Genomic DNA, 17,226 nt, shown 5'->3' with positions numbered 1-17,226 from the left:
GGGTTGACCACGCACGCACCGCAGGCGGCGCACACGGTGACGTTGCCGGGCACGCTCGACGAGGCCGTGGCGGCGCTGGCCGCCATGCCCGCCGCCGTGCCCGTGGCGGGCGGTACCGATCTGATGGCCGCGGTCAACTCCGGCCTGCTGCGGCCCGCCGCGCTCGTCGGCCTCGGCCGGATCAGCGAAATCCGCGGCTGGCGCTATCTGGACGGGCACGCCCTCCTCGGCGCCGGACTCACCCACGCCCGGATGGGCCGCCCCGACTTCGCCGCGCTGATCCCGGCGCTGGCCGCGGCCGCGCGCGCCGCCGGGCCCCCGCAGATCCGCAACGCCGGCACCCTGGGCGGCAACATCGTCACCGCCGCCCCCACCGGCGACGCGCTGCCGGTGCTCGCCGCGCTGGAGGCCACGGTCATCATCGCCGGGCCCGAGGGGTCCCGCCGCGAGATCCCGGTCAGCCATCTGCTCGCCGGGGTCGATCTGCTGCGCCCCGGTGAACTCGTCGGTTTCGTCCGGGTTCCGCTGCTGCACGCCCCGCAGACCTTCCTGAAGGCCACCGGGCGCACCGGGCCCGGCCGGGCCACCGCCTCCGTCGCCCTCGTCCTGGACCCCGCGCGGCGCGGGGTGCGCTGTGCCGTCGGCGCGGTCGCGCCGATGCCGCTGCGCCCCCTGGAGGCCGAGCGCTGGGTCGCCTCGCTCATCGACTGGGACGGCGACCGCGGCCATCTGGACCCGCAGGTCACCACCGCTTTCGGCGAGTACGTCGCCGCCGCGTGCATCCCCGATCCGCTGCCCCCGCAGGACGGAAGCGAGCCGGTCCCCCTGCCGCCCGCCGCGATCCACCTGAGGCGTACCGTGGCAGCCCTGGCCCGCCGAGCACTGGGGAGGGCACTCGCGTGAGTGATGAACAGCAGCCGCACCGGCCGGAGCCGGGGAGCGGATGGCAGCCGATGCCGCACGGCCCGGAGTACGACGCCGAGTCGACGGCCTTCGTCCAACTGCCGCCCGACTACGCCCACCCGGACCCGACCGACCCCTCCGGCCGTTGGGACCCGCTCGCGGCGCCTGGCACGGGCTACGCGCCCCCGCCGATGGACACCGGGCACGGCGACCCGTCCCAGGGCGGCCACTGGCAGCCGACCGGCCATGGCCAGGGCGCGCCCCACGACCAGGGCATGACCGGGCACTGGACCACCGCCGAGACCGACGGTGGCTACCTCTACGGCGGCCACCACGATCCGCGGCACGACCCCCATCAGGGGTCCGGCCAGTGGTCGGTGCCCGCCGAGGACCAGCAGGGCCACCACCCGCCGCACACCGGCCACTGGCCGGCCCCGGCGGCCGAGGAGCCGGTGGACGACTGGCCGGTGCCCGCCCCGTCCGACGACGGCACCGGCAGGTCCGTGCACACCAGCCAGTGGACCATCCCGGTCGCGGGCGACGACGGTGTGGACGAGACCGGTGAGTACCGCGTCGACGACCACCCCGGCCCGGCCGCCCCTCCGTACGGCGGCCACGCGGACGGCCCCCAGGACCCGCAGACGACGGCCCAGTTGCGGATGCCCTTCGCCGGGCAGGCCCAGCCCCGGCAGCAGCAGCACCAGCCCCATCAGCAGCCCCAGCCCCACCAGCCCCAGCCCGGGCAGCAGCAGGGGCACTCCGGCCAGTGGTCGGTTCCGGCCGCCGACGAGGGCGCGGAGGACTCAGGGGAGTACGCGGTCGAGGGCCACCCGGGCCCGGCCGCGCCCGCACCACCGGCCGCGCCCGCGCCGCCGCCCGCCCGCCGTCGGCTGCGCATGCCCGACCGCGACGAACCGGCCCCGGCCGCGGACCCGGCGTGGCCGGGCCCCTCCGCCGGGGACTCGGGCGAGTTCGCGACCGAGGGGCACCAGGGGCTGCACACCCCGCCCCACGGCACCCCGCCGCACGGCACGCCCCCTCACGGCACGCCCCCTCACGGCACGCCCCCTCACGGCACGCCCCCTCACGGCACGCCCCCTCACGGCACCCCGCCGCAGGACGTCCCCGCACCCGGCGAGCGGCGGCCCGCCGCCGACGACCCCGGCTGGCGGCCGGGCGATCCGGCCGCCGGGGACTCCGGCGAGTTCCCGGTCGACGGGCGGCACACCGGGCTGGAGACCCCGCCGCACGGCAGCCCGGCGCCCGGGCTGCCCCAGGAGGCGCCCTGGCACGGCGCGTTCGCGGACGACCGGATGGCGAGCGCCCCCTTCGCGGGCGACGCCCATGGGCACGCCCCGCACCCCGGCCCCGAGGACGGCGCGGGCCACACCGACGCCACCGAGGCAGCGCCGAGCGCCGCCGACGCCGCGCCGAGTGGAGCCGAGGCCCCCGTCGAGGCGGTGCCGGACGACGCCGGGCCCGGGCTCACCGAGCCCGCGGCCGGGTCCGAGGTCACCGAGCCCGTGCCCGAGCCCGAGGTCACCGAACCCGTGCCCGAGCCCGAGTTCACCGAGCCTGCGGCCGGGCCCGAACCGGCCGCCGCCGAGGGCGAGTTCACGGACGCCTCTGACGCCGCCGGAGCGCCCGCCCCGGCCGGGACCCCGACCGACGCCCCCGAGGCCGCTGACACCCCCGTCGAGCCCCTTGCGGAGCCCGTCCTCGCCGAGGCCGACCCGGCCGCGGACGAGGGCCCGAGCCACAGCGAGCATCCGCTCGCCTCGTACGTGCTGCACGTCAACGGCGCCGACCGACCCGTCACCGACGTCTGGATCGGCGAGTCGCTGCTCTACGTCCTGCGCGAGCGCCTCGGCCTCGCCGGGGCCAAGGACGGCTGTTCCCAGGGCGAGTGCGGTGCCTGCTCGGTCCAGGTCGACGGGCGGCTCGTCGCCTCCTGCCTGGTGCCCGCCGCCACCGCCGCGGGCAGCGAGGTCCGCACCGTCGAGGGCCTCGCCACCGGCGGACAGCCCTCCGACGTCCAGCGCGCGCTCGCCGAGTGCGGGGCCGTGCAGTGCGGCTTCTGCGTGCCCGGGCTCGCGATGACCGTGCACGACCTCCTCGAGGGCAACCACGCCCCGACCGACCAGGAGACCCGCCAGGCGATCTCCGGCAACCTCTGCCGGTGCTCCGGCTACCGCGGGGTCCTCGACGCCGTCCGCGAGGTCGTCGCGGGCCGCGAGGCCGCCGAGGAGGCGGAGGCCGAGGCGGACGAGGGACACGACGCCCACCAGGACCCGGCCCGCATCCCGCACCAGGCGGGACCGCACGGCATCACCGGCAACGGGAGCGTCAACGGAAGCGGCAGCGGAAGGGCATCGGCATGACCGGAATCGCGGACGGCGCGGGCGCCGTCACCGCCACCCCCGCGGCCGGAACGCCCGTCAAGACCCCGTCCACCATGGGCCTCGGCGTGTCCCTGCCGCCCACCGACTCGGCGGCCAAGACCTCGGGCACCTTCCCGTACGCGGCCGACCTGTGGGCCGAGGGGCTGCTGTGGGCGGCCGTGCTGCGCGCCCCGCACCCGCACGCCCGCATCCGCTCCATCGACACCAAGCAGGCCGTCGAGATGCCCGGCGTACGGGCCGTGGTGACCCACACCGACGTGCCCGGCGACGCCTCCCACGGCCGCCGGGTCGCCGACCGTCCGGTGTTCGCCAAGGACCTGGTCCGCCACCACGGCGAGCCCATCGCCGCGGTGGCCGCCGACCACCCCGACACGGCCCGGCTGGCGGCCGCCGCCATCGCCGTCGAGTACGAGGTGCTGGAGCCGGTCACCGACCCCGAGCAGGCGTTCTCCGCCGAGCCGCTGCACCCCGACGGCAATCTGGTCCGCCACATCCCGCTGTCCTTCGGCGACCCGGACGTGGTCGGCGAGGTCATCGTCGAGGGGCTGTACCGCATCGGCCGCCAGGACCCGGCGCCCATCGGCGCCGAGGCTGGCCTGGCCGTGCCGCGCCCCGACGGCGGGGTGGAGATCTACACCGCCTCCACCGATCCGCACGCCGACCGCGACCTGGCCGCCGCCTGCTTCGGTCTTGAGCCGGAGCGGGTCAAGGTCGTCGTCACCGGCGTCCCCGGCGCCATGGGCGAGCGCGAGGACCCGGGGATGCAGCTGCCACTGGGGCTGCTGGCGCTGCGCACCGGCCATCCGGTGAAGCTGGCCGCCACCCGTGAGGAGTCGTTCCTCGGCCACGCCCACCGCCACCCCACCCTGCTGCGCTACCGCCACCACGCCGACTCCCAGGGCAAGCTGGTCAAGGTCGAGGCGCAGATCCTGCTGGACGCGGGCGCCTACGCCGACTCCTCCGCTGACACGCTGGCCGCCGCCGTCTCCTTCGCCTGCGGCCCCTACGTCGTTCCGCACGCCTTCATCGAGGGCTGGGCGGTGCGCACCAACAACCCGCCCTCCGGCCATGTGCGCGGCGAGGGCGCGATGCAGGTGTGCGCCGCGTACGAGGGCCAGATGGACAAGCTGGCGGCCAAGCTGGGCCTCGACCCCGTCGAGCTCCGGATGCGCAATGTGATGGCGACCGGCGATCTGCTGCCCACCGGACAGACCGTCACCTGCCCGGCCCCGGTCGCCGAGCTGCTGCAGGCCGTAAGGGACGCACCGCTGCCCAGCCTCCCCAAGGACGACCCCGAGGAGGAGTGGCTGCTGCCGGGCGGCCTGGAGGGCGCGGGCGATCCGGCCGCGGTGCGGCGCGGGGTCGGCTACGCCCTGGGCATGGTCCACATGCTCGGCGCGGAGGGCACCGACGAGGTCTCCACCGCCACGGTCAAGGTCACCGGGCCGGTGGCCACCGTCATCTGCGCGGCGGTCGAGACCGGCCAGGGCTTCACCACCCTGGCCCGCCAGATCGTCCAGGACGTCCTCGGCATCGAGGAGGTCCATGTGGCGCCCATCGACACCGACCAGCCCCCGGCCGGACCCGCCTCGCGCGGCCGCCACACCTGGGTCTCGGGCGGTGCGGTCGAACGCGCCGCGAAGATGGTCCGCACCCAGCTGCTGCAGCCCCTCGCGCACAAGTTCGGCATGTCGACCGAGCTGCTCACCATCGCCGACGGCAAGATCACCTCGTATGACGGAGTGCTCAGCACCACCGTCGAGGAGGCCCTGGAGGGCAAGGAGCTGTGGGCCACCGCGCAGTGCCGCCCGCACCCCACCGAGCCGCTGGACGAGACCGGCCAGGGTGACGCCTTCGTCGGGCTCGCCTACTGCGCGGTGCGCGCCGTGGTGGACGTCGACATCGAGATCGGCGCGGTACGGGTCGTCGACATGACGGTGGCCCAGGACGTGGGCCGGGTCCTCAACCCACGTCAGCTGAGGACCCGTATCGAGGCGGGTGTCGCCCAGGGCATCGGCGCGGCCCTCACCGAGAACCTGCGCACCTCACGCGGTGTGGTCCGGCACCCGGACCTGACCGGCTACGCCCTGCCGACCGCCCTGGACGTCCCCGACATCCACATCGTCAAGCTGGTCGAGGAGCGGGACGTGGTGGCGCCCTTCGGCGCCAAGGCGGCCAGCGCGGTGCCGGTGGTCACCACCCCGGCGGCGGTGGCGGCGGCGGTCCGCGCGGCCACCGGCCGTCCGGTCAACCGCCTCCCGATCCGCCCCCAGGCGGCGGTCGTCAACAACCGCACCTGAACGACGCGACCGTAAGGCGCACACGGCGACCGTAAGGGCCGTACGGCGACCGTGAGGCGTCGGCCATGGGCGCCCCGCCACGCGGGGCGCCCACTTGTCGTGCTCAGCGCCCGGCGGCCCCGCTCGGCACCGGGCGGGCGGACGCGAGCGCCGCCGCCACCACCGGGCCGATCCGGTCCAGGGACTCCTCCCGCATCATCCGGTAGTGGTGATCGGGGACGCCGTGCACCACCAGGGCGCCGTCCACGAAGGAGAGCCAGGCGTCCGCCACGTGCAGCGGATCGCGCCGGTAGCCGGGGATCTCCTCCATGGCCCGGAACAGCAGCATGTCGCCCTGGAACCGCTCGGGCGCGAACTTCCGCATCAGCTCCTGGTCGTTGAGCAGGATGTCGAGCAGCGGGAAGCTGGTCTCGCCCTCCAGCAGCCGGGCCGGCAGCCCGGTCTCCCGGCAGAGGTCGGCCACCAGGTCGGCGGTGCCGTCGGCCCCGTCGGGGTGCGCCTCCAGCCAGCCCGGGGCGAAGATGTCGCCGCCGCCGATGTCGTCGAGCAGCACCCCCAGCCACTGGCGCTTGCTGAGCTCCGGTGTATCGGGCAGCGCCTGGGCGTTGTCGGGGTAGGCGTCCACCACGGCCAGCGTGGCGACCTCCTCGCCCAGCGCCTGGAGCCGGGTGGCCATGGCGTGGGCGATCAGCCCGCCGAAGGACCAGCCGAGCAGGTGGTACGGACCGGTCGGCTGGACCGTCCGGATCTGCTCCAGGTAGTCGGCGGCCATCTCCTCGACGCTCGCGGGGAGGACGTCCGGTTCGGTGAGACCGCGCGCCTGGAGGGCGTACACCGGCTGGTCCGGGGCGAGATGGCGGAGCAGCCCGGTGTACGACCAGCCGAGACCCCCGCCGGGGTGGACGCAGAACAGCGGCGGGCGCGTCCCCTCGCCGCGCAGCGGCAGCAGGATGTCCAGCGGCTGCCGCGGGTGCGCCTCGGCCGGTCCCGCGGTGTCCAGGCGGGCCACCAGCCGGGCCACGGTCGGCGCCTCGAAGAGGTCGCGCATCGACAGCTCGGTGGCCAGCGCGGCGCGGGCCTGGCTCGCCAGCTTGGAGGCGAGCAGCGAATGGCCGCCGAGCAGGAAGAAGTCGTCGTCGATGGTGACGCCGTCGACGCCCAGGACCTCGCCGAAGAGCGCGCACAGCGTCTCCTCGCGCGGGGTGCGCGGCGCGCGCCCGCCCGTGGTGGCCTCGAAGGAGGGCGCGGGCAGCGCGGCGCGGTTCAGCTTGCCGTTGGCGTCTAGGGGGAGGGTGTCGAGGACCACGAACGCGCTGGGCACCATGTGCTCGGGCAGCACCTCGCCCAGCGCCTCGCGGACCGCGGCCACATCCGGCGGGGTGTCCCCGGCGGCCGTCACATAGCCGACCAGCCGCTGGTCGCCGGGCCGGTCGGCGCGTACCGCCGCGGCGGCCTGGGCCACCTGGGGGAGCGCCCGCAGCGCCGCCTCCACCTCGCCCAGCTCGACGCGGAAGCCGCGCAGCTGGACCTGGCCGTCGGTGCGGCCCACGTACTCGACGTCGCCGTCCGGCCGCAGCCGGGCCAGGTCGCCGGTGCGGTACATCCGGGTGCCGGGCGGCCCGTAGGGGTCGGCGACGAAGCGCTCGGCGGTCAGGGCGGCCCGGTTGAGGTAGCCGCGGGCCAGCTGCGCCCCGGACACGTACAGCTCGCCGGTGACCCCGGCCGGGCAGGGCTTCAGCGCGGTGTCCAGGACGTACATCCGGGTGTTCCACACCGGCCGGCCGATCGGCACCGGTCCCTCGCCGCCGGGCGCGGAGGGGTGGTGGGCGATCTGGATGGTGGTCTCGGTGGGCCCGTAGAGGTTGTTCAGCGGCACGCCGGGGAACCGCTCGTGGAACCGCTCGGCGGTCTCGCGCGGCAGCGCCTCGCCGCCGCTGGAGGCCCGCCGCAGGATGCCCGCGCAGGCCTCGGCGGCGCCCGGCTCGGCGAGGAACGCCTGGAGCATCGACGGCACGAACTGGAGCACGGTGATGCCCTCCTCGCGCACCGTGCGCGCCAGGTACGCCGGGTCCTTGTGGCCGCCGGGCTTGGCCACCACCAGGGCGGCGCCGCTGAGCAGCGGGAGGAAGAACTCGCAGACGGAGGCGTCGAACCCGGCCGGGGTCTTCTGCAGCATCCGGTCCCCGGGGGCGAGGCCGTACGCGTCCCGCATCCACTCCATGCTGTTGGCCACGGCCCGGTGGGGCACCAGGACGCCCTTGGGGCGGCCGGTGGAGCCCGAGGTGTAGATGATGTACGCGGGGTGCTCGGGGTCGATCGCCACCGCCGGGGCGGAGCCGCCCGCGGCGTCGCCGGTGCCCGTGAGGTCCACGACGTCCAGCAGCAGCCGCCCCACGCCGTGGCGCGCGGGCAGCGCACCGGCGCTGTCGGCGCGGGTGACCACGAGCGCGGGGCCCGCGTCGTCGAGCATGTAGGCCAGCCGCTCGGCGGGGTAGTCCAGGTCCAGGGGCAGATACGCGGCCCCCGTCTTCAACACCGCGATCAGCGCGATGACCAGGTCCGCGGAGCGGGGCAGGGCCACGCCGACGGTGCGCTCGGGCCCGGCGCCGCGCGCGATGAGCACCCGGGCCAGCCGGTTCGCCGCCCGGTCCAGCTCCGCGTAGCAGAGCACGGTGTCATCGCAGACCAGGGCCTGGGTGTCGGGGGTCCGGGCGGCCTGGGCCGCCAGCAGCTCCGGGAGGCTGGCGCCGGAGGTGGGGTGCGCCGTGTCGCCCGGCGCGCCCAGGACCCGCCGGTGCTCCTCGGCGGACAGCAGCTCCAGCGAGCCGACGGTGCGCCGCATGTCGGAGGTGTCGGAGAGGGTGCGCAGCAGGCCGAGATAGCGCTCCCGGTGGCCGATGAGCGCTTCCTCGGTGTAGAGGTTGGAGTTGGCGTTGAGGTCGATCCGGATACCGGTGCCGTCGGACCGGTCGTATCCCATGATCGAGAGGTCCTCGACGGTGCCGTTGGAGAGGTTGTGCGCCTTGACCCGGTGACCGGCGAAGTGGAAGTCGTAGTCGTACGTCATGATGTTGACGTGCGGGCCGAGCAATCCGTTTCCGCCGTCCGGGAGTCGCAGATCCCGGGCCAGGTCGATACGGCGGTAGCGCTGATGGCGAAGGGCCTGCCGCACTTCCCGTGAGATCTGCCGGACCAGCTCCCGTATTCGCATATCGGCGCGCACCTGGATGCGCAGCGGCACCACATTGGCGAACATCCCGGGAATGGCCCGGGAAATGGCATCGGTACGGCCGGATACGGGCAGCGTCAGAATGATGTCCGATTTACCGGTCAATCGGTGCAGATACAGCGCGGTCGCCGCGATGATCATAGCGGACCAGTGGGTGGCGTATTTACGCGCGGCGGCCCGCAGTTCGACCGCTTCGTCCTCGGTCAGGTAGGCGGTCTGGCGGAGGACGGTGGAAAGTTCCCTGGTGGGGTGGGTGGAAAGCCGCGCCGGGCGCGGGGAATCACCGAAGTGTTCCAGCCAGTACGCCCGGTCTTTGGCGAAATCCGGTGAGGCCCGGTATTCCGCGTCCTGGTCGAGCATCGCCCGCAGGGAGCCGAAGACCGTTTCCCCCTCGGCCGGGTCGGTCCCCTCCACGAGCGCGGTGTACACCTCGGCGGTCCGCCGGCCCAGCAGGGCGGCCGAGCCGGCGTCCGAGACGATGTGGTGGGTGCCCTGGTACCAGAGGAAGCGCTCGGCCTCCACCTTGAGCAGGGCGAACGAGAACGCCGGGTGGTCGCCCAGCTTGAGCGCCCCCGTGGCCAGGTCGTTCTTCATCCACCGCTCGGCCGCGGCCCAGGGGTCGTCCTCGGCGGTGAGGTCCAGCTTCGGGAGCTCCCAGTCGGTCACCGGGTCCAGGAGCTGCCAGGGCTCCCCGTCGTCCTCGCCGACCCGGATGTTGTAGGGCTCGGCCTCCGCCACGGCCCTGCGCAGGGCCCGCTCGAATAGCTCGGTGTCTATCGGTCCTTGTATCTCCAGGTACTCACCGACCCGGAAGGTGGTGCTCTCCGGCGGCTCCAGCTGCTCTATGAACCAGATTTCACTCTGGCCGGTCGAGAGCGGCAGACGGGCGGCCGGTACGGCGGGCTGCACATTTCCCCCACTGAGAATGGGACCACGGTCGAAAATGTGCCCGCCGACCGGGAGTAGTTTTCCGCGCGGTCGCAGGCACCACACGTGACCCTATGAGACGGAATTGCACTCAGTGCGGGGGTCAAGAGACCGTTCGGTGGCGAGACTGTGAAAATCGCCGGGCCCTAGGTGTTTACCTGGAGTATCCGCGATGCCGGAACGGCGGGAGCGCGTGCACGAGCATGCGCCCTACGGGCGCGAGTGTCCAGAGGATGCCGGGAGTTCATCGAGAGGCACCCCAATGCGCGGGTGCCGGGTGGGGCGCCCGCGCCGGGGCGTGGAGGCCGTGTCGACCCACCCCGTTGACAATCGGAACGTCGTTCCGTATAAGTGAAGCGGAGGAATGCTCCGATTACTTCAAGGGGTAGGACCAGTGAGTGACAGCCCGCGCGCGGTGTTCGAGAAGCTGCTGGCCGGCATGGTCAACCGCGACTTCGACAACCTCTGGCGGCTCTACGCGCCGGACGTCGTGTTGGAGCACCCGTTCGCGGTGCCGGAGCCGACCGTGACCCGCGGTCAGGAGGGCCTGCGGCGGCTTCTGGACGGACTGCGGGAGTGGTTCGAGATGACCGCGAAGAACGTGGTCATCCACGAGACGGCCGACCCCGAGGTCATCGTGGCCGAATGGGACTACGAGACGCGCGTGCCCGGCACCGACAAGCAGTTCACCACGGCCAACGTGATGGTGATGCGCGTTCGCGACGGCAAGATCGTCGAGTCCCGCGATTACCACAACCACGCGGCCCTCGCCCAGATCATCACCGGCTGAGCGCCCCGCGCCCGGCCAAGGGCCGCCGCTACGGCCCGGGCCACTGAGACGGACGACCGATAGGGCGGCACCCCTCCGGGGGTGCCGCCCTATCGTTTGCCTGGTCAGGCAGTCGGAGGCCGTGGCGGGAATCGAACCCACGTAACTCGATTTGCAGTCGAGCCCCTCAACCACTCGGGCACACGGCCGATGTCGGCTTGCGTTCTCGACGATAGGACCGGGGTGGGGCGGGCACAACGGAGCGGTGGGGGCTGCCATACGACTGACACACTGCGTTCATGGCCGCCGTTCCTGGCCCGCCGGACGCGGCCCCCCCGCCGGGCCCCTTCAAGGCGCGGGTTCACGGTGTGGGCGCACGGCCCGCCTTCACGGCGTGGGGCGCTGCGCCAGGAAGTCCTCGACCACCTGGCGGAAGAGGTCCGGCTCGTCGACCCACGGGTAGTGGCCGACCCCGGGCAGCGGCCGCGCCTGGCCGTTCGGGAAGGACTCGGCCACCAGCTCCCCGGCCCGCACCCCGGTCACCGCGTCCCGGTCGCCGGTGATCGCCAGCACCGGGCACGGCACCTCGCGCAGCCGGGCGAGCACCGCGCGCCGCCCCGCCTCGTCGACGCCCTGCCAGAACCCGGCCCGCGCCACCGGCCCCAGCTGCTCGCCCTCGCTCTCGGCGTGGGCCCGCTGCGGCTCCTCCCAGCGGCCGTACGCCATGGGGGCGGCCTGGAGCAGCAGCCTGCGCATCTCGGCGAGGTCGGTGGTGTCGGGCAGCAGTCGCACCGCCGTGTACGCCTCCTGCCACCAGGGCTCGTCGGCGCGGGACTCGAAGATCTCCCGGGCGTCCTCGGGGAGTTCGCCCTGGAGCCGGGCGCCCGGGCTGACCAGGATCAGCCGGCCGAGCCGCTCGGGGTGGGCGGCCGCGTACGCCTGCGCGGTGGCGGCGGCCGCGTCATGGGCGAGCAGTGGGAAGCGGACGAGGTCCAGATGGCGGCGGAGCGCCTCGAGGTCCTCGGCGAGCCCGGGGAAGGCGTAGCCGATGGGGTCGACGGCCGGCGGGGAGTCCCCGGTGCCGCGGCTGTCGGGGATAAGGAGGGTGTGGTGGGCGTCAAGACCGCCGAGGTCGCCCAGATACGCGGCGTCCCGCCCCGGCCCGCCCGCCAGGCAGATCAGCGGCGGCCCCGCCGAGCCGTCCCGGGCCTCCAGGACGCGGTAGGCCAGCTCGGTTCCGTCGTACGAGGTGTAGTGCGGCATGGGGTCAGCTTGCCCCAGCTTCGTCATCTTGACCGCGCTTGACCGGGTGTCCTCACGCACCGGGTGTGGCGCCGGGCCGGGCTCCGCGCGTGGGGCCGGGCCGTGGGGCGGCTATGGCCCGGCTCAGCGGTCCGGCTCCGCTTCCCGGCTCCGTGGCCCCGGCTCAGCGGTCCGGCTCCGTTTCGCGGCTCCGTGGCCCCGGCTCAGCGGCCGGTTCCGTGGCGCGGCCGTCCGCGTGACGCAAAAGCGCCAGTAGGGGTGATCTTGTACGTCCCCAAATCCCGCTTATGGTTTCCGTCCCCGGCTCCGTATGATGCGAGCGTGTTCGATTCCCGGCACATCAAGACGTTCCACGAGGTGGTCCGCTCCGGCTCCTACTCCGGGGCCGCCCGTGCCCTCGGCTACACCCAGCCGGCCATCACCCAGCAGATGAAGGCGCTCGAACGGGCCGTGGGCAGTCCGCTGTTCATCCGGGTCGGCCGGGGGATGCGGCTCACCGAGGCGGGGGAGACCCTCGCCCGGCACGCCGACACCATCCTGACCAGCATCTCCACCGCCCAGCAGCAGATGAGCGCCATCACCCGGCTGCGTTCGGGTCGGGTGCGGGTCTGCGCCTTCCCCAGCGCCAACGCGACCCTCATCCCCGAGGCCATGGCCCGGCTCGCCGCCGCCCATCCGGGGGTGCGGGTGGAGCTGCTGGAGGGCGAGCCGCCGGATTCGCTGGGGCGGGTGGTGCGCGGGGAGTGCGACATCACCCTCGCCTTCACCTATCCCGGGCTGCGCGAGGAGACCCCGGCCGAACTGGTGGAGATCCCGCTGCTGGAGGACCAGCTGACGGTGCTGCTGCCGACCGGCCATCCGCTGGCCCGGCGGCGGGCGGTCAAGCTGGCCGAACTGAGCGAGGAGCGCTGGATCGCCGGATGTCTGCGGTGCCGCGCCAACTTCCTCCACGAATGCGCCGAGCAGGGCTTCGCCCCGGACATCGCCTTCACCACCGACGACAATCTGGTGGTGCAGAGCATGGTGGCGGCGGGGCTCGGCGTGGCGATGATGCCGGGCCTGGTGCTGTCGTTCCTGTGCCACGAGAAGGTCACCGGGCGCGCCCTGGACCCCGCCTCGCGCCGCCATGTCTCGGCGTACGTCCTCCGCGAGCACCTGGGGATACCGGCCACCGCGCGGGTGCTGGAGGAGCTGAAGACCGTGGCCGGGAACCGGATCGGATGCTGACCCCTTACCCATAAGCGGAGCTTGGGGACGGCTCAACAACCTGTCGTTGGACGTGATGGTGCGGGCGGCAGGACGCTGCCGCCATGACCACCCCGACCGCGTATCCGCCCTCCCGTCTTCTCACGGCACGCCTCGGCGCGTTCGTCGGCGACGTCCGCGAGGCCGTCGGCCGGGGCCTGGCGCCCGATGTGACCGCCTATCTGGTGGGCGAGCGGCTCGCGCCCCACCTCGGCGCGGACGATCTGCTCACCCCCGAGCAGCGCGAGGGCGACCCCGACCGCTACCGCCAGCACATCCTGCACGCCGAGCCCGACGGCAGCTTCTCGATCGTCGCGCTGGTGTGGCTGCCCGGCCAGCGCACGGCGATCCATGACCATGTGTCCTGGTGTGTGACCGGCGTCCACGAGGGCGAGGAGCACGAGCGGCGCTACCGCCTCGTCCCCGACGGCCCGGGCTCGCGGCTGATCGCGGTGGAGGACGTGGTCAACCCGCGGGGCGCGGTGTGCGGGTTCGCGCCGCCCGGAGATATCCACAGGGTGTGGAACGCCTGCGGGACGAAGGCGATATCGATCCACGTCTACGGGGCGGACATCGCCCGCCTGGGCAGCAGCGTCCGGCGGGTCTACGACCTCCCGACGGCGGACGACCGCCTCCCGGCGGTGGACGATCACCTCCCCACGGCGGACGGCCACCTTTCGACGGCGGACGGTCACCTTTCGACGGCGGACGGCCATCTCCCGACGGCGGACGGCCAGTGACGCTGACCGCCGCGCCCGGCCGGGCGCGGCAGGCTGCCGGATGGCGGCCGCCCGCCCCGGCGTACGGGCTCGGGCTCGCCGCGGCCGGGGTCGCGGCCGCCTGGGGCGTCCACCGGCTGCTCCCCGCCGTCCCCCTGCTGACCGCCGCCGTGGTGCTGGGCATCGTCGCCGCGCATCTGCCGGGGGCGCGCGGCCTGGTCCGGGGCGTCTGCCGGGCCGGGCTCTCGTTCGCCGGGAAGCGGCTGATGCGCCTGGGCATCGTGCTGCTCGGGCTCAAGCTCAGCCTGGACGATGTGCTGGGCCTGGGCTGGGCCACCGTGGCGATGGTCCTGGGCGTGGTCGCGGCGACCTTCTGCGGCACCTGGTGGCTGGGCCGCCGGATGGGGCTGCGCGGCGACCAGCCGCTGCTGATCGCGACCGGCTACTCCATCTGCGGGGCGTCCGCGATCGGCGCGGTGAGCGAGGTGTCGGACAGCGATGAGCGCGATGTGGCCACCTCCGTGGCGCTGGTGACGCTGTGCGGCACGCTCGCCATCGCCGTCCTGCCGCTGCTCCAGCACCCCTTGGGCCTCGGCGACGAGGCGTTCGGCCGGTGGGTGGGCGCCAGCGTGCACGACGTGGGCCAGGTGGTGGCCACCGCGCAGACCGCGGGGCCCTCGGCGCTGGGCGACGCGGTGCTGGTCAAGCTGGTGCGGGTGGCGCTGCTCGCCCCGCTGGTCGCGGTGCTCGCGACGTCCGTACGGGCACGGGGGCGCGCCAAGAAGGCGGCGGGCCAGGCGGCACAAGGCCAGGCGGCACAGGGCCAGGCGGCACAGGGCGAGACGGCACAGGGCGAGGCGCAGGAGCGGCGGCGGCCGCCCCTGGTGCCGCTCTTCGTCCTCGGCTTCCTCGCCATGACGGCCCTGCGCAGCACCGACGTCCTGTCCACCACCGTGCTGGACACCGCCGCCACGGCCCAGGAACTCCTCCTCGCCGCCGCCCTCTTCGGCCTGGGCAGCGCCGTCCACCTGCCCTCCCTCACCCGCACCGGCGCCCGGGTCGCCGCGCTGGGGCTGTGCGCGTGGGTGGTGATCGCGGGCGCGTCGTACGGGGGCGTGCTGCTCACCACGTAGGGCCGTAGGGCTTCCCCGCGTATGACGGTGGTGACGGTGGCGGGCGAAGGGCGCTGGCCGTGGTGCGGTCCGGGAGCCGGTGTCAGTAGCGGGTGTACCTAGGGCAAGCGGCCGAGCGCGGCTCCGTCCCGCGACAGGTGTGACGTCCCGGAACGCCACTTACCCTGACGCCATGACCCCTCGTGACCCCCTTGATGTCGGCGCCGCCGACGCCGCCGTCACGGACAGCGCCCTGCCGCCCCAGGCGGCCGCCGCCTCCGCCGCCCACCCCGAGCCGGAAGCCGGAGAACGCGGTCCGGCGGAAGCCGGTGACCTGGACCTGGCGGGCGACGGCGACACCGGCGACACCGGCGGCACCGTCCTGGGGCGCCGTTACCGCGCCCTCACCCTCGGCATCGTCACCGTCGTCTCCCTCATCGCCTTCGAGGCGAGCGCGGTCAACACCGCGATGCCGGTCGCGGCCCGCGCGCTGGACGGGGTCGAGCTCTACGCGTACGCCTTCTCCGCCTACTTCACCGCGAGCCTGTTCGCGATGGCGCTGTCGGGGGAGTGGTGCGACCGCAAGGGCCCGCTGGCGCCGCTGTTCACCGGGATCGCGGCCTTCGCCGCCGGGTTGCTGGTGGCCGGTTCGGCGCAGCGGATGTGGATGTTCGTGGGCGGGCGCGCGGTGCAGGGCATAGGCGGCGGGCTGGTGATCGTCGCGTTGTACGTGGTGGTGGGCCGCGCCTATCCGCAGCGGCTCCAGCCCGCCGTGCTGGCGTCCTTCTCCGCCGCCTGGGTGCTGCCGGTCATCGTCGGCCCGCTCGCCGCCGGGACCGTCACCGAACAGGCCGGCTGGCGCTGGGTGTTCCTCGCCATCCCGGTACTGGTGCTGCCGCCGCTCGCGGTGATGCTCCCCGCGCTGCGCGCCCTGCCCCCGAGCGAGCGCTCCGCGGGCATGAACCGCCGCCGCATCCTGCTCGCGCTCGCCGTCGCGGTGGGCGCCGGGCTGCTCCAGTACGCGGGCCAGGACCTCAGCTGGCTCTCCCTCCTCCCGGCCGCCGCCGGGCTCGCCCTGCTCGTCCCGTGCGTACTGCGGCTGCTGCCCAAGGGCACCTTCCGCGCCGCCCGCGGACTGCCGTCGGTGATCCTGCTGCGCGGGGTGGCGGCGGGGTCCTTCCTGGGTGCGGAGAGCTTCGTCCCGCTGATGCTGGTGACCCAGCGCGGCCTGTCCGCGACCGCCGCCGGGCTCTCCCTCACCGGCGGCGGCCTCACCTGGGCCCTGGGCTCCTACACCCAGAGCCGCCCCCGCCTGGAGCCGCACCGCGAACGGCTGATGGGCCTCGGCATGCTGCTCATCGCCGCCTCCATCGCCACGGTGCTCCTGGCCCTCGTCGACTCCGTCCCCGCCTGGATCGTGGCCGCGGCCTGGGTGATCGGGGGCTACGGAATGGGGCTGACCATCTCCAGCGGGAGCGTGCTGCTGCTGAAGCTCTCCCGCCCGGAGGACGCGGGCAGCAACTCCGCCTCCCTCCAGGTCTCCGACGCGCTCGGCAACATCACGCTGGTCGGCCTCAGCGGTGTCCTCTTCGTCACCTTCGGTGGCGGCGAGATCGCCGCCACCGGCACGGCGGCCACCCACCAGCCCGCCGCCTTCGGGGCGGTCTACGTGGCGATGGCGGCGGTGGCGCTGGTGGGCGCGTGGGTGACGACGCGGTTGCGGCCCGAAAACCATTAGCACCACGTGGTACCACGCGGTACCATCAGCTCATGGCAGCACTGAATCTACGCTTTACGGACGAAGAGCTCGATGCCTTGCGCACGCGTGCGGAGGCGGAGGGCCGGAGCATGCAGTCGTTCGCCCACGACGCGGTGATCGCTGCGATCAACGAGCACTCCCGGCTGTTCAACGAGGCCGCCGCCCATGTGTTGCGGGTGAGTGATGAGCTCAACCGGAGGCTCGCCTGATGCACTACCTCACCCTGCCCGAGTTGCTGAACCTCGCGGAGCGCCTCGGGGCCGACGAGGTGCGCGACTACGGGCTGCTGGAGTCCGCGCTCGCCCGTCCGCAGGCGAGCGTCTTTGGACAGGACGCCTATCCGGACGTGTGGCAGAAGGCGGCGGCGCTGATGGAGTCGCTGGCTCGCAACCACGCCCTGGTGGACGGCAACAAGCGGCTCTCCTGGTACGCGACCTGGGTGTTCCTCCACATCAACGGGCATCCACTGCATGTGGACTTCGACGTCGACGAGGCCGAGCGCTTCGTGCTGAGCGTCTGCCAGGGCGAGCTGGACGTGCCGAAGATCGCGGAAGGGCTGACCCGGTTCACCAACGGAATGTGAGTCTGATCCCACCCT

Annotated in this window: 11 protein-coding genes, 1 tRNA gene and 1 pseudogene; 10 read left to right on the top strand and 3 right to left on the bottom strand. The window is 73.9% G+C overall.

Annotated elements, in window-relative coordinates; genetic code table 11:
• Positions 1-3 precede the first annotated feature (3 nt).
• Genes IEJ02_RS16855 through IEJ02_RS16845 form a run of 3 tightly spaced genes read left to right on the top strand, consistent with a single transcriptional unit; the run spans position 4 to position 5,605 of the window.
• Positions 4-903 carry an FAD binding domain-containing protein gene (locus IEJ02_RS16855; protein WP_137978186.1) on the top strand — a complete coding sequence of 300 codons (900 nt, stop codon included), beginning with the start codon at positions 4-6 and terminating at the stop codon, positions 901-903.
• Positions 900-3,284: a 2Fe-2S iron-sulfur cluster-binding protein gene (locus IEJ02_RS16850; protein ID WP_317985820.1), complete on the top strand. Its 2,385-nt coding sequence runs from the start codon at positions 900-902 to the stop codon at positions 3,282-3,284. Before IEJ02_RS16855 ends, IEJ02_RS16850 begins: the two co-directional genes overlap by 4 nt.
• Positions 3,281-5,605, top strand: coding sequence for a xanthine dehydrogenase family protein molybdopterin-binding subunit (locus IEJ02_RS16845; RefSeq protein ID WP_191065639.1), 2,325 nt, complete (start codon positions 3,281-3,283; stop codon positions 5,603-5,605). The genes IEJ02_RS16850 and IEJ02_RS16845 overlap by 4 nt, the downstream gene beginning before the upstream one ends.
• Before the next feature lie 103 nt (positions 5,606-5,708).
• Here the strand turns inward: IEJ02_RS16845 and IEJ02_RS16840 are convergent, their stop codons facing one another.
• Positions 5,709-9,743 carry a non-ribosomal peptide synthetase gene (locus IEJ02_RS16840; RefSeq protein WP_191065638.1) on the bottom strand — a complete coding sequence of 1,345 codons (4,035 nt, stop codon included), beginning with the start codon at positions 9,741-9,743 and terminating at the stop codon, positions 5,709-5,711.
• 412 nt (positions 9,744-10,155) lie between these two features.
• Here IEJ02_RS16840 and IEJ02_RS16835 point away from each other — a divergent pair, with 412 nt between their 5' ends.
• Positions 10,156-10,551 carry a nuclear transport factor 2 family protein gene (locus tag IEJ02_RS16835; protein ID WP_191065637.1) on the top strand — a complete coding sequence of 132 codons (396 nt, stop codon included), beginning with the start codon at positions 10,156-10,158 and terminating at the stop codon, positions 10,549-10,551.
• 116 nt (positions 10,552-10,667) lie between these two features.
• Here IEJ02_RS16835 and IEJ02_RS16830 read toward each other — a convergent pair.
• Both IEJ02_RS16830 and IEJ02_RS16825 read right to left on the bottom strand, forming a co-directional pair.
• Positions 10,668-10,739, bottom strand: a tRNA-Cys gene (locus tag IEJ02_RS16830).
• A 178-nt stretch (positions 10,740-10,917) separates the two neighbouring features.
• On the bottom strand, positions 10,918-11,793 hold the full coding sequence (locus IEJ02_RS16825) for an alpha/beta fold hydrolase (protein ID WP_191065636.1): 876 nt from the start codon (positions 11,791-11,793) through the stop codon (positions 10,918-10,920).
• 321 nt (positions 11,794-12,114) lie between these two features.
• Here IEJ02_RS16825 and IEJ02_RS16820 point away from each other — a divergent pair, with 321 nt between their 5' ends.
• The 6 genes and pseudogenes from IEJ02_RS16820 (at position 12,115) to IEJ02_RS16795 (ending at position 17,211) form a co-directional block, all read left to right on the top strand.
• The gene (locus IEJ02_RS16820) at positions 12,115-13,020 is read left to right on the top strand and encodes a LysR family transcriptional regulator (protein WP_137978181.1); all 906 of its coding nucleotides are present in this window, start codon (positions 12,115-12,117) and stop codon (positions 13,018-13,020) included.
• Between the two features lie 83 nt (positions 13,021-13,103).
• Positions 13,104-13,655, top strand: a pseudogene (locus tag IEJ02_RS16815) (cysteine dioxygenase family protein); the annotation flags it as partial.
• A gap of 119 nt (positions 13,656-13,774) precedes the next feature.
• Positions 13,775-14,890, top strand: a complete 1,116-nt coding sequence (locus IEJ02_RS16810) for a YeiH family protein (RefSeq protein ID WP_317985819.1) — start codon at positions 13,775-13,777, stop codon at positions 14,888-14,890.
• Positions 14,891-15,062: 172 nt separating this feature from the next.
• Positions 15,063-16,607 carry an MFS transporter gene (locus IEJ02_RS16805; RefSeq protein WP_191065635.1) on the top strand — a complete coding sequence of 515 codons (1,545 nt, stop codon included), beginning with the start codon at positions 15,063-15,065 and terminating at the stop codon, positions 16,605-16,607.
• Positions 16,608-16,639: 32 nt separating this feature from the next.
• The gene (locus IEJ02_RS16800) at positions 16,640-16,837 is read left to right on the top strand and encodes an Arc family DNA-binding protein (protein ID WP_191065634.1); all 198 of its coding nucleotides are present in this window, start codon (positions 16,640-16,642) and stop codon (positions 16,835-16,837) included.
• Positions 16,837-17,211, top strand: a complete 375-nt coding sequence (locus IEJ02_RS16795; protein ID WP_191065633.1) for a type II toxin-antitoxin system death-on-curing family toxin — start codon at positions 16,837-16,839, stop codon at positions 17,209-17,211. Before IEJ02_RS16800 ends, IEJ02_RS16795 begins: the two co-directional genes overlap by 1 nt.
• Positions 17,212-17,226 lie beyond the last annotated feature (15 nt).

The sequence above is a fragment of the Streptomyces sp. 5-10 genome, assembly GCF_014712245.1.
Classification (GTDB): Bacteria; Actinomycetota; Actinomycetes; order Streptomycetales; family Streptomycetaceae; genus Streptomyces; species Streptomyces violaceusniger.
The sequence above is the reverse complement of the archived record's forward strand: the minus strand, read 5'-3'. Positions and strand labels throughout refer to the sequence as shown.

Coding starts and splice junctions, on each gene's coding strand:
- IEJ02_RS16795 (WP_191065633.1), top strand. CDS start 16,837: ATGCACTACCTCACCCTGCCCGAGTTGCTGAACCTCGCGGAGCGCCTC.
- IEJ02_RS16805 (WP_191065635.1), top strand. CDS start 15,063: ATGACCCCTCGTGACCCCCTTGATGTCGGCGCCGCCGACGCCGCCGTC.
- IEJ02_RS16825 (WP_191065636.1), bottom strand. CDS start 11,793: ATGCCGCACTACACCTCGTACGACGGAACCGAGCTGGCCTACCGCGTC.
- IEJ02_RS16800 (WP_191065634.1), top strand. CDS start 16,640: ATGGCAGCACTGAATCTACGCTTTACGGACGAAGAGCTCGATGCCTTG.
- IEJ02_RS16845 (WP_191065639.1), top strand. CDS start 3,281: ATGACCGGAATCGCGGACGGCGCGGGCGCCGTCACCGCCACCCCCGCG.